Below are 16,255 nucleotides of genomic sequence, written 5' to 3'. Positions count from 1 at the left end.
AATTGCCGTCGGACCTGCGGATTTGAGTGACTACCCATGCCAAAACGTACAGACATTAAAAGCATCCTGATTCTTGGTGCTGGCCCGATCGTGATCGGCCAGGCTTGCGAATTCGACTACTCCGGCGCCCAGGCTTGCAAAGCCCTGCGCGAAGAGGGTTACCGCGTCATCCTGGTGAACTCCAACCCGGCCACCATCATGACCGACCCGGCCATGGCCGACGCCACCTACATCGAACCGATCAAGTGGCAGACTGTTGCCAAGATCATCGAGAAAGAGCGTCCGGACGCGCTGCTGCCGACCATGGGTGGCCAGACCGCTCTGAACTGCGCCCTGGACCTGGAGCGCGAAGGCATTCTGGAGAAGTTCGGCGTAGAGATGATCGGCGCCAACGCTGACACCATCGACAAGGCTGAAGACCGCTCGCGCTTCGACAAGGCGATGAAATCCATCGGCCTGGCTTGCCCGCGTTCCGGCATCGCCCACAGCATGGAAGAGGCCAACGCGGTCCTCGAGAAGCTCGGCTTCCCGTGCATCATCCGTCCGTCCTTCACCATGGGCGGCACCGGTGGCGGTATCGCTTACAACCGTGAAGAATTCGAAGAAATCTGCGCCCGCGGTCTGGACTTGTCGCCGACCAAAGAGCTGCTGATCGACGAATCGCTGATTGGCTGGAAAGAGTACGAAATGGAGGTTGTCCGCGATAAGAAGGACAACTGCATCATCGTCTGCTCGATCGAAAACTTCGACCCGATGGGCGTGCACACTGGTGACTCGATCACGGTGGCTCCGGCACAGACCCTGACCGACAAGGAATACCAGATCCTGCGTAACGCCTCCCTGGCGGTACTGCGCGAGATCGGCGTGGAAACCGGCGGCTCCAACGTCCAGTTCGGCATCTGCCCGAACACCGGTCGCATGGTGGTCATCGAGATGAACCCGCGGGTATCCCGTTCCTCGGCGCTGGCTTCGAAAGCAACCGGTTTCCCGATTGCCAAGGTCGCGGCCAAGCTGGCTGTGGGTTACACCCTGGATGAGCTGTCGAACGACATCACTGGCGGTAAAACCCCGGCGTCTTTCGAACCGTCCATCGACTACGTCGTGACCAAGCTGCCACGCTTCGCCTTCGAAAAATTCCCGAAAGCCGACGCCCGCCTGACCACTCAAATGAAGTCGGTTGGCGAAGTCATGGCCATCGGTCGGACCTTCCAGGAATCCCTGCAGAAAGCTCTGCGCGGTCTGGAAGTCGGTGTTTGCGGTCTGGACGAGAAGCTCGACCTGAGCAATCCGGAAAGCATGAGCGTACTCAAGCGCGAGCTGACCGTGCCGGGCGCCGAGCGTATCTGGTACGTGGCTGACGCAATGCGCGCCGGCATGAGCGTTGAAGACATCTTCGGCATGACCATGATCGATCCTTGGTTCCTGGTGCAGATGGAAGATCTGATCAAGGACGAAGAGAAGGTCAAGACCCTGGGTCTGACCAGCATCGACCGCGACATGATGTTCCGCCTCAAGCGCAAGGGTTTCTCCGATCAACGCCTGGCCAAGTTGCTGGGTGTGACCGAGAAGAGCCTGCGTGCCCATCGCCATAAGCTTGAAGTGTTCCCGGTCTACAAGCGCGTCGACACTTGCGCCGCCGAGTTCGCCACCGACACCGCTTACCTCTACTCGACCTACGAGGAAGAGTGCGAAGCCGCACCATCGGGTCGCGACAAGATCATGATTCTGGGCGGCGGTCCTAACCGTATCGGTCAAGGCATCGAGTTCGACTACTGCTGCGTACACGCGGCACTGGCCCTGCGCGATGACGGGTACGAGACCATCATGGTCAACTGCAACCCGGAAACCGTATCCACCGACTACGACACCTCCGATCGCCTGTACTTCGAGCCGGTGACCCTGGAAGACGTGCTGGAAATTGTCCGCGTCGAGAAGCCAAAAGGCGTGATCGTCCAGTACGGCGGCCAGACTCCGCTAAAACTGGCTCGGGCCCTGGAAGCTGCTGGTGTGCCGATCATCGGTACCAGCCCTGACGCAATCGACCGCGCTGAAGACCGTGAGCGCTTCCAGCAGATGGTCCAGCGCCTGAACCTGCGTCAGCCGCCAAACGCCACCGTGCGCAGCGAAGACGAAGCCATTCGTGCTGCCGCGAAAATCGGTTACCCGCTGGTGGTGCGTCCGTCCTACGTACTGGGCGGCCGGGCGATGGAAATCGTCTACGAAGAAGAAGAACTCAAGCGCTACCTGCGTGAAGCGGTTCAAGTGTCCAACGACAGTCCTGTGCTGCTGGACCACTTCCTTAACTGCGCCATCGAAATGGACGTGGATGCGGTTTGCGACGGCACCGACGTGGTGATCGGCGCGATCATGCAGCACATCGAACAGGCAGGTGTTCACTCCGGTGACTCCGCGTGCTCGCTGCCGCCGTACTCGCTGCCTTTGCATATCCAGGACGAGATGCGTGAGCAGGTCAAGAAGATGGCCCTGGAGCTGGGCGTGGTTGGCCTGATGAACGTTCAGTTGGCGCTGCAAGGCGAAGACATCTACGTCATCGAAGTCAACCCGCGTGCTTCCCGTACCGTACCGTTCGTGTCCAAGTGCATCGGTGTTTCCCTGGCAATGATCGCGGCTCGCGTGATGGCTGGTAAAACCCTGAAGGAAATCGGTTTCACCAAGGAAATCATTCCTAACTTCTACAGCGTGAAAGAGGCGGTGTTCCCATTCGCCAAGTTCCCTGGCGTTGACCCGATCCTTGGCCCGGAGATGAAGTCCACCGGTGAAGTGATGGGTGTCGGCGACACCTTCGGCGAAGCCTTTGCCAAAGCCCAGATGGGTGCCAGCGAAGTGCTGCCGACCGGCGGTACTGCCTTCATCAGCGTGCGTGACGATGACAAACCGCTGGTTGCAGGCGTAGCCCGTGATCTGATCAACTTGGGCTTCGAAGTGGTCGCCACTGCCGGTACTGCCAAGCTGATCGAAGCTGCAGGTCTGAAAGTGCGCCGTGTGAACAAGGTGACCGAAGGTCGTCCGCACGTGGTCGACATGATCAAGAATGACGAAGTCACGCTGATCATCAACACCACCGAAGGTCGTCAGTCGATCGCTGATTCGTACTCCATTCGTCGTAATGCCTTGCAGCACAAGATCTACTGCACCACCACCATTGCTGCTGGCGAAGCTATCTGTGAAGCGCTGAAGTTCGGTCCCGAGAAGACTGTGCGCCGCTTGCAGGATCTACACGCAGGATTGAAGGCATGATCAAATACCCAATGACCGTTAAGGGCGCGAAGGCCCTGGAAGAAGAACACGCTCACCTGACCAAGGTCGTCCGTCCGAAGCTCAGCCAGGACATCGGTACGGCTCGCGAGTTGGGTGACTTGAAGGAAAACGCCGAATACCACGCTGCTCGCGAGCAGCAGGGTATGGTTGAAGCGCGGATCCGTGACATCGAAGGCCGCATGCAGAATGCGGTGATCATCGATGTCACGACGATTCCTCACACCGGCAAAGTGATTTTCGGTACCACCGTTGAAATCGCCAACGTCGAAACGGATGAAAGTGTCACTTACCACATCGTGGGCGAGGATGAGGCTGACTTCAAACTCGGCAAGATCTCCGTCAGTTCGCCACTTGCTCGCGCCTTGATTGCCAAGGAAGAGGGTGATGTGGTGGCGGTCAAAACGCCTAGCGGCGTTATCGAGTACGAGATTGTCGAAGTCCGCCATATCTGAAGGCAAGCGCCTGCTCCGTGCGGGCGCGATGCTTTGGCAGCTGACTCAGATGTTATGGGTTGGCGGCCTGTGGTTGTTGCACATCGGTCTGCTCCCGGTGCTGAGCCGTATTGGCTTGGCGCCGCTGTTGATCGAAGAAATTTCAAGCATGCTGAGTGCGCTGCTGGTCGGTTTTTCAGCGGCGTGCGTGGTTTTTCAGGTTTTGGTGCTGGTTCAGGCCAAGGGCCTTGTCAGTCTATGGCGCGATATTCGCGGGCAACTGCTGTTGATGGCGCTATACGCGAGTGCGATGTACTTCGTCGTGCGAATTGACTGGCCGCAGGCACAGCGCTGGTTGTCGTTCAGCTATCTTGTGCTGGGTTTTGCCGGATTACTGCTGGTTTTGCAGCCGGTGCCGGGATGGGGTGGCAGGGTGCGCGAAGCACACCCTTGACCCGTATCATCACTTGAAGCGATGGACGTTCGACAGCTGCTTGTTGACGCTGAAGTTCTTGCGGTAAATCAGCGCCATCTTGCCGATGACTTGCACCAGATCCGCTTTGCCGGCCTTGCACAGTTCTGCAATGGCTGCCAGGCGCGATTCGCGATCGAGGATGCTGAGCTTGATCTTGATCAGCTCGTGATCGCCCAATGCGCGTTCCAGTTCGGCTAAAACACCTTCAGTCAAACCGTTGTCAGCCACAGTCAAAACTGGTTTCAGATGGTGGCCAATGGACTTGTACTGTTTCTTCTGCTCTTGAGTGAGCGGCATAATCTGACCCTTTCGTCTGGATTCTGTAAAATGGCGGCCATTTTACCCGAGGGCTCGTGGATCCGCCCAATTAATCACGACCCTTATCATCGAGGTGCCCAATGGCGCGTTCCAAGACAAGCCTTGGTTGGCTGAAAAGACATGTCAACGATCCCTATGTGAAGCAGGCGCAGAAGGATGGCTACCGCTCGCGTGCGAGTTACAAGCTTCTGGAGGTCCAGGAGAAATACAAGCTGATCCGTCCGGGCATGAGCGTCGTCGATCTGGGGGCGGCGCCCGGTGGCTGGTCGCAGGTCACTAGCCGGCTGATCGGTGGTCAGGGGCGTCTGATCGCCTCGGACATCCTGGAAATGGACAGTATTCCGGACGTGACTTTCATACAGGGGGACTTCACCCAGGACGAAGTGCTCGCTCGCATCCTTGAAGCCGTGGGTAATTCGCAGGTGGACCTTGTGATTTCCGATATGGCCCCCAATATGAGTGGTACGCCTGAAGTGGACATGCCAAAAGCCATGTTTCTTTGCGAGCTGGCGCTTGATTTGGCGGAACGGATACTCAAGCCGGGTGGTAATTTTGTGATCAAGATTTTTCAGGGCGAAGGGTTTGATGTTTACCTGAAGGATGCTCGTCGGAAATTCGACAAGATCCAGATGATCAAGCCAGACTCTTCCCGTGACAGTTCCCGCGAGCAATACATGCTGGCTTGGGGTTACCGCGGGCGTAGTGAGTAAAACGAGGTTTTTTGGCGGGGTGATAGGTTTTTCATATTTCGCCCCGCGTGCATTAGCGAATATCGTGTAGAAAGTGTTTCACAAAGGGTTACAGACGGCGCCTGCCAGAGCTGTAGGTAATGTAGTAAGTTAGGCCGGTGAATATCATGCGAAGCGCGCGCCAGTAGCGGAGCTTGCTTCAGAGGGTAGTTAATTGAACGATATGGCAAAGAATCTGATCCTGTGGTTGATCATCGCGGCTGTCCTCGTGACGGTGATGAACAACTTCTCCAGCCCTAACGAGCCACAGACCCTCAACTATTCCGACTTCATCCAGCAGGTCAAGGATGGCAAGGTCGAGCGCGTAGCCGTGGACGGCTATGTCATTACTGGCAAGCGCAATGATGGTGACAGCTTCAAGACCATTCGTCCGGCCATTCAGGACAACGGTCTGATCGGCGACCTGGTGGATAACCACGTAGTCGTAGAGGGCAAGCAGCCTGAGCAGCAAAGCATCTGGACTCAACTCCTGGTCGCCAGCTTCCCGATCCTGGTGATCATCGCCGTCTTCATGTTCTTCATGCGGCAGATGCAGGGCGGTGCCGGCGGCAAGGGCGGACCGATGAGCTTCGGCAAGAGCAAGGCGCGCCTGCTTTCCGAAGATCAGGTGAAAACCACTCTGGCTGACGTTGCGGGTTGCGACGAAGCCAAGGAAGAAGTGGGTGAGCTGGTCGAGTTCCTGCGTGATCCGGGCAAGTTCCAGCGCCTGGGTGGTCGTATTCCTCGCGGCGTACTGATGGTGGGTCCACCGGGTACCGGTAAAACCTTGTTGGCCAAGGCGATTGCCGGTGAAGCCAAGGTACCGTTTTTCACCATCTCCGGTTCCGACTTCGTCGAAATGTTCGTCGGTGTGGGTGCCAGCCGTGTTCGCGACATGTTCGAGCAGGCTAAAAAACACGCTCCATGCATCATCTTCATCGATGAAATCGACGCTGTCGGTCGCCATCGCGGTGCTGGCATGGGCGGTGGTCACGACGAGCGCGAACAGACTCTCAACCAGTTGCTGGTAGAGATGGATGGTTTCGAAATGAATGACGGCATCATCGTCATCGCTGCAACCAACCGTCCTGACGTACTTGACCCTGCGCTGCTGCGTCCGGGTCGTTTCGACCGTCAGGTTGTCGTGGGGCTGCCGGATATTCGTGGTCGTGAGCAAATCCTGAAAGTCCACATGCGCAAAGTGCCGATGGGTGATGACGTTGCTCCGGCGGTTATCGCGCGTGGTACGCCTGGTTTCTCCGGTGCCGACCTGGCCAACCTGGTGAACGAGGCTTCGCTGTTCGCTGCCCGTACCGGCAAGCGCATTGTCGAGATGAAAGAGTTCGAACTGGCGAAAGACAAGATCATGATGGGCGCTGAGCGCAAGTCCATGGTCATGTCCGAAAAAGAAAAGCAGAACACCGCTTATCACGAAGCGGGTCACGCGATCGTCGGTCGTGTGGTTCCCGAGCACGATCCGGTCTACAAAGTCTCGATCATCCCGCGCGGACGTGCGTTGGGCGTGACGATGTTCCTGCCGGAAGAGGATCGCTACAGTCTGTCCAAGCGTGCGTTGATCAGCCAGATCTGCTCGCTGTACGGTGGGCGTATTGCTGAAGAGATGACCTTGGGCTTCGATGGCGTGACCACGGGTGCGTCGAATGACATCATGCGTGCCAGCCAGATTGCACGAAACATGGTTACCAAGTGGGGGTTGTCGGAGAAGCTCGGTCCTTTGATGTATGCCGAAGAAGAGGGCGAAGTGTTCCTCGGTCGCGGCGGCAGTGGCCAGCACGCCAGCTTCTCGGGCGAAACTGCCAAGCTGATCGACTCTGAAGTGCGCAGCATCATTGACCAGTGCTACGGCACGGCCAAGCAGATCCTGACGGATAACCGCGACAAGCTCGACGCCATGGCCGACGCGCTGATGAAGTACGAAACCATTGATGCCGATCAGATCGACGACATCATGGCTGGTCGCACCCCGCGTGAGCCTCGTGACTGGTCGGGTGGTGCGGGTACTCCGCCTGTCGTACAGGAAGAGCGTCCGGAAACTCCCATCGGTGGCCCGGCTGCCGACGTCTAAGGTTTGAAATGACTCTAGTACAGTCCTCAACCCGGTTGCCTTGCGGCAACCGGGTTCTTGATTTGGCTCATGTGCATGTCATGGGCATTCTCAACGTCACTCCTGATTCTTTCTCTGACGGTGGCCGCTTCAGTCAGCTCGATGCTGCTCTGCGACACGCTGAGGCGATGGTGGCTGCCGGCGCGACCCTCATTGATGTAGGGGGAGAGTCGACCCGGCCAGGCGCACGGGCGGTCTCGCCGCTTGAGGAGCTGGAGCGCGTGGCGCCGATCGTCGAGCGTATTCATCGCGAACTGGACGTAATTATCTCGGTCGATACCTCGACACCTGCGGTCATGCGTGAAACTGCCCGTCTGGGAGCAGGTCTGATCAATGACGTGCGTTCGCTGCGTCGAGATGGCGCGCTGGATGCGGCAGCAGCCACCGGATTGCCGGTGTGCCTGATGCATATGCTCGGTGAGCCGGGAGATATGCAGGACAACCCGCATTATGATGACGTGACGAGAGAGGTTGGTGAGTTTCTTGCTGAGCGTATGGCGTCGTGTGCAGCAGTCGGTATCCCGGTCGAACGGATCATTCTCGATCCTGGTTTTGGGTTTGCGAAAAATTTGCAGCACAATTTGAGTCTGTTCAAGCATATGGAGGCCCTGCATGCCTTGGGGCGGCCCCTGTTGGTCGGGGTTTCGCGAAAGAGCATGATCGGGCAAGCATTGAATCGTCCGGTAGGAGAGCGGTTGCATGGCGGCCTGGCTCTCGCGGCGTTGGCTGTCGTAAAGGGCGCGCGCATCTTGCGCGTACATGACGTGGCCGAAACAGTCGATGTGGTACGGATGATCACAGCAGTTGAATCAGCCGAATAAGAATGATGGAGCACTTATGACTAAGAAATATTTTGGCACCGACGGCATTCGTGGTCGGGTCGGCGAATATCCGATTACCCCTGAATTCATGCTCAAGCTTGGTTGGGCTGCGGRCATGGCCTTTCGCAGTAAGGGTGCTTGCAAGGTTTTGGTCGGCAAGGACACTCGAATCTCTGGTTATATGTTCGAATCGGCGCTTGAGGCCGGGCTTACCTCGGCCGGGGCTGATGTCATGCTGCTGGGGCCAATGCCTACTCCGGCTATCGCCTATTTGACGCGTACCTTCAATGCTGAGGCCGGTATTGTAATCAGTGCATCGCACAACCCTCATGATGATAACGGCATCAAGTTCTTCTCCGGCCAAGGCACGAAATTGCCGGATGATGTTGAGCTGATGATCGAAGAATTGCTCGATATGCCGATGACCGTGGTTGAATCAAGCAAGATCGGCAAGGTCTCGCGAATCAACGATGCGTCGGGTCGTTATATCGAGTTCTGCAAAAGCAGTGTGCCAACCGGCACCAATTTTGCGGGTTTGAAAGTTGTGATCGATTGCGCACACGGTGCTACTTATAAGGTAGCTCCGAGTGTTTTCCGCGAACTGGGTGCGCAGGTGACGGTGCTTTCTGCGCAACCTGACGGTCTGAACATCAATCACAATTGCGGTTCGACCCATATGGGGCAATTGCAGGCAGCCGTAGTGGCTGAGCAAGCAGATCTGGGCATTGCCTTCGATGGTGATGGCGATCGGGTGTTGATGGTTGATCACACGGGCGCGATCGTCGATGGCGACGAATTGTTGTTCATCATCGCGCGCGACCTGCATGAGCGTGGCAAATTGCAGGGCGGTGTCGTTGGAACCTTGATGAGTAACCTGGGGCTGGAGCTGGCCCTGGCGGATCTGGGGATTCCTTTTGTACGGGCCAACGTCGGTGACCGCTATGTAATCGCCGAACTGCTTGAGCGCAACTGGCTGGTGGGTGGTGAGAACTCCGGCCACGTCGTGTGCTTCAGTCATACCACCACGGGTGACGCGATTATCGCTGCGTTGCAGGTGTTGTTGGCGCTGAAGCGTCGTTCCGAAGGGCTTGCTCAATCGCGGCAGGCGCTACGCAAGTGTCCTCAGGTACTGATCAACGTGCGTTTCGGCGGCGGCGAAAATCCGGTCGAGCATGCGACTGTCAAAGAAGTCAGCGAACGTGTCACCAAGGCTATGGCCGGGCGTGGTCGCGTGTTGTTGCGCAAGTCCGGCACAGAGCCGCTGGTGCGGGTCATGGTCGAAGGCGAGGACGAAACACTGGTTCGCGGTTACGCCGAGGAGCTCGCAAAACTGGTTGCTGAAGTTTCTGCCTGATTTCGGCTTGCCAGTAATGATGTGGTTGGGTAACATCTGCGCCCACTTTGACCGACGAGGTACAGCATGCGTCGCCCTATGGTAGCTGGTAACTGGAAGATGCACGGTACCCGCGCCAGCGTCGCTGAGCTGATAAACGGCCTTCGTCATCTGGTCTTGCCGAGCGGTGTTGAGGTCGCGGTATTCCCGCCTTGCTTGTATATCAATCAAGTGATTGGTGACTTGGAAGGTACGTCGATTGCGGTCGGCGCGCAGAATTCTGCGGTGGAAGCCATGCAAGGTGCATTGACCGGTGAGATTGCGCCGAGTCAGTTGGTGGATGCAGGTTGTTCCCTGGTGCTCATTGGGCACTCCGAACGTCGCCAGATCATCGGCGAGCGTGACGAGACGCTGATTCGAAAGTTTGCAGCGGCACAGGCATGTGGCTTGATTCCGGTGTTGTGCATAGGGGAGACCCTTGAGCAGCGTGAAGCCGGAAAAACGCTTGAGGTTGTCGGGCATCAGCTGGGCAGCATCATCGATGAGCTGGGTGTTGGTGTATTTGCAAAGGCAGTAATCGCTTACGAGCCGGTCTGGGCCATTGGCACCGGGCTGACTGCTTCGCCGCAACAAGCGCAGGATGTGCATGCAGCCATTCGTGCTCAGTTGGCGGCAGAGAATTCTGAGGTCGCACAAGGTGTGCGGCTTCTATACGGCGGCAGCGTGAAGGCGGCCAATGCGGTCGAACTGTTCGGCATGCCGGATATCGATGGGGGGCTCATTGGTGGAGCTTCCCTGAATGCAGATGAGTTCGGTGCGATTTGTCGCGCCGCGGGAAACTGAAAAAATGCTGGAAACAGTCGTAGTCGTTTTTCATCTGCTGGGTGCACTGGGCGTAGTTGCTCTCGTATTGCTGCAGCAGGGTAAAGGTGCGGATGCTGGCGCGTCTTTCGGAGCAGGTGCTTCAAATACTGTGTTCGGAAGCCAAGGTTCCTCTACCTTTCTTAGTAAGTTTACTGCTATACTTGCCGCAGGTTTCTTCATAACCAGCTTAGGGTTAGGTTACTTTGCTAAAGAGAAAGCTCACCAGCTGACTCAAGTAGGTTTGCCAAACCCAGCAGTGTTGGAAGTTCCAAAGCAAAAACCGGCTTCTGATGATGTCCCGGTGCTTCAAGAGCAAAAGTCGGCAACCAATGCGACTGACGTACCTCCAGCTCAAGAGCAAAAGTAAGAAGGGTTTCAAACGTAGTATTGCCGAGGTGGTGGAATTGGTAGACACGCAACCTTGAGGTGGTTGTGCCCATAGGGTGTAGGGGTTCGAGTCCCCTTCTCGGTACCAATTATCAGGAGAGCCCGCTGTTGCGGGCTTTCTTGTAGGTGGAAGGTTACATTGACCCTGTTAGGGATCGGTCGTATACTTCCGCCCCAGCTTTGTCGCGGGGTGGAGCAGTCTGGTAGCTCGTCGGGCTCATAACCCGAAGGTCGTCGGTTCAAATCCGGCCCCCGCAACCAGTTTCAGGAGCCCCTTTTCAGGGGCTTTTTGTTAGCTGGACACTTTATAACGCCGCTGTTCAACGGCGTTTCAGGGATGGGCGTTTCGCCCATTTTTTTATTTTGCATAGCATGCACATACATGCACGAGGGGGTTCAGGTGTCGAGCAAGCTAGAACAGTTGCAGGCCTTGTTGGCCCCGGTGGTCGTGGCCCTTGGCTATGAATGCTGGGGTATTGAGTTTTCGGCTCAAGGTCGCCACTCACTGTTGCGCGTTTATATCGATAAAGAAGGCGGTGTGCTGGTGGACGATTGTGCCATCGTCAGCCGTCAGATCAGCGGTGTGCTGGATGTTGAAGATCCGATCTCCGTTGAATACACCCTTGAAGTTTCCTCGCCTGGCATGGAACGCCCGCTGTTCACGCTTGAACAGTTTGCAAAGTTTGCCGGTGACCAAGTGAAGATCAAGCTGCGCTCGCCTTTTGAAGGCCGACGCAACTTTCAGGGCCTTCTGCGCGGTGTAGAAGAGCAGGACGTCGTGGTGCAGGTGGATGACCATGAATTCCTGTTGCCGATCGATATGATCGACAAGGCCAACATTATTCCCAGTTTTGACTGAGACGCGGATCCCGCGGATCCAATGGCTTGCGAAAGGCGAGGCGTACGATGAGCAAAGAAGTACTGCTGGTTGTTGAGTCGGTATCCAATGAAAAGGGCGTACCGGCAAACGTGATTTTTGAAGCGCTGGAGCTGGCTCTGGCCACTGCTACCAAAAAGCGTTTTGAAGACGAAGTTGATCTGCGTGTGGAAATCAATCGCCACACCGGTGCTTATGAAACTTTCCGTCGCTGGACGGTAGTCGAAGAAGCAGACCTGGATGATCCGGCTGTTGAAACCTGGCCGAGCAAGGTTCAGGAAACGCATCCTGGCGCGAAGGTCGGTGATGTTGTCGAAGAAAAAATCGAGTCCATCGAATTCGGCCGCATTGCTGCGCAGACTGCCAAGCAAGTTATCGTGCAGAAAGTTCGCGAAGCCGAGCGCGCTCAAGTCGTTGATGCCTACCGCGAGCGTCTGGGAGAAATCATCTCCGGCACCGTGAAGAAAGTAACCCGCGACAACGTGATCGTTGATCTGGGTAACAATGCTGAAGCGCTGCTGGCTCGTGAAGATATTATTTCTCGCGAAACTTTCCGGGTGGGTGTGCGCCTGCGTGCACTGCTCAAGGAAATCCGCACCGAGAACCGCGGCCCGCAGCTGATTCTGTCGCGTACCGCGCCAGAAATGCTGATCGAGTTGTTCCGCATCGAAGTGCCGGAAATTGCTGAAGGCCTGATCGAAGTAATGGCTGCGTCCCGTGACCCGGGTTCGCGCGCCAAGATCGCGGTCCGCTCCAAAGACAAACGCATTGATCCGCAAGGTGCTTGCATTGGTATGCGCGGTTCGCGCGTCCAGGCAGTGTCGGGCGAATTGGGCGGTGAGCGTGTGGATATCGTCCTGTGGGACGACAACCCGGCGCAGTTCGTGATCAATGCCATGTCCCCGGCTGAGGTTGCGGCAATTATCGTTGACGAAGATGCCCATGCAATGGACATCGCCGTTGGCGCAGACAATCTGGCTCAGGCCATCGGTCGCGGTGGTCAGAACGTGCGTCTGGCTAGCCAGTTGACTGGCTGGACCCTGAACGTGATGACCGAATCGGACATCCAGGCTAAACAGCAAGCAGAAACCGGCGACATCCTGCGCAACTTCATCGACGAGCTGGAAGTCGACGAAGATCTGGCACAGGTGCTGGTTGATGAAGGCTTTACCAGCCTGGAAGAGATTGCCTACGTACCGTTGGAAGAAATGCTCAACATCGATGGCTTTGACGAAGACACCGTCAACGAGCTTCGCGCTCGGGCCAAGGATCGTTTGTTGACTAAAGCCATCGCTACTGAGGAAAAGCTGGCAGACGCCCATCCGGCCGAAGACCTGCTCTCGCTTGAGGGTATGGACAAGGATTTGGCGATGGAACTGGCGGTGCGCGGCGTAATTACCCGCGAAGACCTGGCCGAGCAGTCTATTGACGACCTGCTCGACATCGACGGCATTGACGATGATCGTGCCGGCAAGTTGATCATGGCCGCCCGAGCCCATTGGTTCGAGTAATAGGCGCGGCCTGAGGAGAGAAGTGCATGACGCAAGTCACGGTGAAACAACTGGCCGATGAGGTCAAAACACCGGTAGAGCGCCTGCTGCAGCAGATGCGTGAGGCAGGTCTGCCGCACACCGCCGCCGAGGAACATGTGACCGACAGTGAGAAGCAATCTTTGCTGACTCACTTGAAAAGCAGCCACAAGGCGAAAGTGGAAGAACCGCGCAAAATCACGTTGCAGCGTAAAACCACCAGCACCCTGCGTGTTGCTGGCAGCAAAAGCATCAGCGTTGAAGTACGCAAGAAGAAAGTCTTCGTACAGCGCAGCCCGGAAGAAATCGAAGCCGAGCGCAAACGCGAACTGGAAGAACGTCGCGCAGTAGAAAATGCTGCACGTCAGAAGGCTGAAGAAGAAGCCAAGCGTCGCGCCGAAGAAGAAGCGCGTCGCCAGCCTGCTGCTGTGCAATCTGCTTCTACTGAAGCTGTTGCAGCACCTGTTGCAGTTGCCGAGCCAGTGCGTGAAGCACCGGTTGTAGCGGCTGCACCAGCGGCGGACACTCGTAAACGCGACGAACAGCGTCGTCCGGACAAACCACGCGCCGACGATAACAATCGTCGTGGCGCGGGTGATGGTGAGCGCAAAAACGCTCCACATCGCGCTTCGGTCAAGGAAAAGGCGCCTGCTCCACGCGTTGCTCCACGCACTACCGACGAAGAAAGCGATGGCTTCCGTCGTGGTGGTCGCGGCAAGGCCAAGCTGAAGAAACGCAACGCTCACGGTTTCCAGAGCCCAACCGGCCCTGTCGTGCGTGAAGTGAAGATCGGCGAGACCATCACTGTTGGCGATCTCGCTCAGCAGATGTCGGTCAAGGCAGCTGAAATTATCAAGTTCATGTTCAAACTGGGTACTCCAGCGACCATCAACCAGGTACTTGATCAGGAAACTGCTCAACTGGTTGCTGAAGAGCTGGGCCACAAAGTGACCCTGGTCAGCGACACCGCCCTGGAAGATTCCCTGGCCGAGTCCCTGAAGTTTGAAGGTGAGACTTTCTCCCGTGCGCCAGTCGTGACCGTAATGGGCCACGTTGACCATGGTAAGACCTCGCTGCTCGACTATATCCGTCGTGCCAAGGTAGCAGCTGGCGAAGCCGGCGGTATCACCCAGCACATCGGTGCGTACCACGTTGAAACCGAACGTGGCATGGTCACCTTCCTCGACACCCCGGGTCACGCCGCGTTTACCGCCATGCGTGCTCGTGGTGCCAAGGCGACCGACATCGTGATCCTGGTGGTTGCAGCGGACGACGGTGTAATGCCGCAGACCATTGAAGCCGTACAGCACGCCAAGGCTGCTGGTGTTCCACTGGTTGTTGCAGTGAACAAAATCGACAAGCCGGGCGCCGATCTCGATCGCATCCGTAGCGAACTGTCGGTTCACGGCGTGACCTCGGAAGAGTGGGGCGGCGACACTCCGTTCGTATCGGTTTCGGCGAAAGTCGGTACCGGTGTGGACGAACTGCTCGAAGCTGTTCTGCTGCAAGCTGAAGTTCTCGAACTGAAAGCGACTCCTTCGGCTCCTGGCCGTGGTGTCGTGGTTGAATCGCGTCTCGACAAAGGTCGTGGTCCGGTTGCAACCGTTCTGGTTCAGGACGGCACCCTGCGCCAAGGCGACATGGTACTGGTCGGTTCGAACTATGGCCGCGTTCGCGCCATGCTCGACGAGAACGGCAAGCCAATCAAGGAAGCCGGTCCATCCATCCCTGTCGAGATTCTCGGCCTGGACGGTACCCCGGACGCTGGCGACGAGATGAGCGTAGTGGCCGACGAGAAGAAAGCCCGTGAAGTGGCTCTGTTCCGTCAAGGCAAGTTCCGTGAAGTCAAACTGGCTCGTGCTCACGCAGGCAAGCTGGAAAACATCTTCGAAAACATGGGCCAGGAAGAGAAGAAGACGCTTAACATCGTCCTCAAATCCGACGTCCGTGGTTCGCTGGAAGCGTTGAACGGTGCCTTGAACGGCCTGGGTAACGACGAAGTGCAAGTGCGTGTAGTCGGTGGCGGTGTCGGTGGTATCACCGAGAGCGACGCCAACCTGGCACTGGCCTCCAACGCTGTACTGTTCGGCTTCAACGTGCGTGCCGATGCTGGCGCTCGCAAGATCGTCGAGCAGGAAGGTCTGGATATGCGTTACTACAACGTGATCTACGACATCATCGAAGACGTCAAGAAAGCCCTGACCGGTATGCTTGGCAGCGACGTTCGGGAGAACATCCTGGGTATCGCTGAAGTCCGCGACGTGTTCCGTTCGCCGAAGTTTGGCGCGATCGCCGGTTGCATGGTTATCGAAGGTGTTGTGCACCGTAACCGTCCAATCCGTGTACTGCGTGAAGACATCGTTATCTTCGAAGGCGAGCTGGAATCCCTGCGCCGCTTCAAGGATGACGCTTCCGAAGTACGTGCCGGCATGGAATGCGGTATCGGTGTGAAGAGCTACAACGACGTCAAAGTCGGTGACAAGATCGAAGTCTTCGAGAAGGTTCAGGTTGCTCGCAGCCTCTAACTCGCGCACTTCAAGAGCCGTGATGGGCAGCCGCATGCAAATGCACGGCGCATCACCCGGACTCTAAACGCAACGCCCGGTCTGGCTTCTGTCAGGCCGGGCGTTTGCCGCTTTCAGACCACACGGGTTTCACCGTGAGGCAGTAACAGGTAACAAGACATGGCAAAAGAATACAGCCGTACCCAACGTATCGGCGATCAGATGCAGCGTGAGCTGGCACAGCTGATCCGTCGTGAAGTCAAAGACCCGCGCGTCGGCCTGGTCACCATTACCGCTGTTGAAGTCAGTCGTGACGTCGGTCACGCCAAGATCTTCATCACCGTGATGGGGCAGGACAGCGCAGACGATATCGCCCAAAGCATCAAGGTTTTGAACTCGGCCGCCGGCTTCCTGCGCATGCAGCTGGCTCGCGAGATGAAGCTGCGCAGCGTTCCTCAGCTGCACTTCCACTACGACGAAAGCGTCGTGCGTGGCGCTCATCTGTCGGCATTGATCGAACGCGCCGTGGCTGAAGACAATCAGCACCCGGTTGCGGCAGAACCCGTAGACACCAAGGAGTAATC

The 16,255-nt window shown here is 57.0% G+C and carries 14 protein-coding genes and 2 tRNA genes; 15 read left to right on the top strand and 1 reads right to left on the bottom strand.

Annotation, left to right across the window (positions count from 1 at the left end; translation table 11 throughout):
- The first annotated feature begins 36 nt into the window (after positions 1-36).
- From carB to AC1DHT_RS16725, 3 genes are read left to right on the top strand one after another with little or no spacing between them, the layout of a single operon-like run.
- A complete protein-coding gene (carB, locus tag AC1DHT_RS16735) occupies positions 37-3,258 on the top strand; it encodes a carbamoyl-phosphate synthase large subunit (protein ID WP_054594067.1) in 3,222 nt (1,073 codons plus the stop codon).
- On the top strand, positions 3,255-3,731 hold the full coding sequence (greA, locus tag AC1DHT_RS16730) for a transcription elongation factor GreA (RefSeq protein WP_427534348.1): 477 nt from the start codon (positions 3,255-3,257) through the stop codon (positions 3,729-3,731). Before carB ends, greA begins: the two co-directional genes overlap by 4 nt.
- Positions 3,732-3,759: 28 nt before the next feature.
- Positions 3,760-4,164 (top strand): MFS transporter, encoded by a 405-nt coding sequence (locus AC1DHT_RS16725; RefSeq protein ID WP_427547271.1) that lies wholly within the window; start codon positions 3,760-3,762, stop codon positions 4,162-4,164.
- A gap of 9 nt (positions 4,165-4,173) precedes the next feature.
- On the opposite strand, the gene AC1DHT_RS16720 is transcribed toward AC1DHT_RS16725, so the two are convergent.
- Complete coding sequence (locus AC1DHT_RS16720) at positions 4,174-4,482, bottom strand: YhbY family RNA-binding protein (protein WP_019691785.1); 309 nt, start codon at positions 4,480-4,482, stop codon at positions 4,174-4,176.
- Between the two features lie 101 nt (positions 4,483-4,583).
- Between AC1DHT_RS16720 and rlmE the strand changes: the two genes are divergently transcribed.
- The 12 genes from rlmE to rbfA all read left to right on the top strand — a co-directional run bounded on the left by rlmE (position 4,584) and on the right by rbfA (position 16,253).
- Complete coding sequence (gene rlmE / locus AC1DHT_RS16715) at positions 4,584-5,213, top strand: 23S rRNA (uridine(2552)-2'-O)-methyltransferase RlmE (RefSeq protein ID WP_103318606.1); 630 nt, start codon at positions 4,584-4,586, stop codon at positions 5,211-5,213.
- A 202-nt stretch (positions 5,214-5,415) separates the two neighbouring features.
- The gene (gene ftsH, locus AC1DHT_RS16710) at positions 5,416-7,317 is read left to right on the top strand and encodes an ATP-dependent zinc metalloprotease FtsH (protein WP_429539924.1); all 1,902 of its coding nucleotides are present in this window, start codon (positions 5,416-5,418) and stop codon (positions 7,315-7,317) included.
- An 8-nt stretch (positions 7,318-7,325) separates the two neighbouring features.
- Positions 7,326-8,177 carry a dihydropteroate synthase gene (gene folP, locus AC1DHT_RS16705; RefSeq protein ID WP_427534353.1) on the top strand — a complete coding sequence of 284 codons (852 nt, stop codon included), beginning with the start codon at positions 7,326-7,328 and terminating at the stop codon, positions 8,175-8,177.
- Between the two features lie 16 nt (positions 8,178-8,193).
- Complete coding sequence (gene glmM / locus AC1DHT_RS16700) at positions 8,194-9,531, top strand: phosphoglucosamine mutase (protein ID WP_477761410.1); 1,338 nt, start codon at positions 8,194-8,196, stop codon at positions 9,529-9,531.
- A gap of 66 nt (positions 9,532-9,597) precedes the next feature.
- Positions 9,598-10,353, top strand: coding sequence for a triose-phosphate isomerase (gene tpiA / locus AC1DHT_RS16695; RefSeq protein ID WP_442114562.1), 756 nt, complete (start codon positions 9,598-9,600; stop codon positions 10,351-10,353).
- Positions 10,354-10,357: 4 nt separating this feature from the next.
- A complete protein-coding gene (gene secG / locus AC1DHT_RS16690) occupies positions 10,358-10,741 on the top strand; it encodes a preprotein translocase subunit SecG (protein WP_054594060.1) in 384 nt (127 codons plus the stop codon).
- Positions 10,742-10,763: 22 nt separating this feature from the next.
- Positions 10,764-10,849: transfer RNA gene (locus AC1DHT_RS16685), tRNA-Leu, on the top strand.
- 96 nt (positions 10,850-10,945) lie between these two features.
- Positions 10,946-11,022 (top strand) — tRNA-Met (locus AC1DHT_RS16680).
- Positions 11,023-11,161: 139 nt separating this feature from the next.
- Complete coding sequence (gene rimP / locus AC1DHT_RS16675) at positions 11,162-11,620, top strand: ribosome maturation factor RimP (RefSeq protein WP_429539943.1); 459 nt, start codon at positions 11,162-11,164, stop codon at positions 11,618-11,620.
- Between the two features lie 47 nt (positions 11,621-11,667).
- Complete coding sequence (nusA, locus tag AC1DHT_RS16670; RefSeq protein WP_019691793.1) at positions 11,668-13,149, top strand: transcription termination factor NusA; 1,482 nt, start codon at positions 11,668-11,670, stop codon at positions 13,147-13,149.
- A 26-nt stretch (positions 13,150-13,175) separates the two neighbouring features.
- The gene (infB, locus tag AC1DHT_RS16665) at positions 13,176-15,692 is read left to right on the top strand and encodes a translation initiation factor IF-2 (protein ID WP_427542740.1); all 2,517 of its coding nucleotides are present in this window, start codon (positions 13,176-13,178) and stop codon (positions 15,690-15,692) included.
- A gap of 159 nt (positions 15,693-15,851) precedes the next feature.
- Positions 15,852-16,253 carry a 30S ribosome-binding factor RbfA gene (gene rbfA / locus AC1DHT_RS16660; protein ID WP_019691795.1) on the top strand — a complete coding sequence of 134 codons (402 nt, stop codon included), beginning with the start codon at positions 15,852-15,854 and terminating at the stop codon, positions 16,251-16,253.
- Positions 16,254-16,255: the final 2 nt, after the last annotated feature.

Source organism: Pseudomonas sp. 05N432, assembly GCF_056396945.1.
The sequence above is the reverse complement of the archived record's forward strand: the minus strand, read 5'-3'. Positions and strand labels throughout refer to the sequence as shown.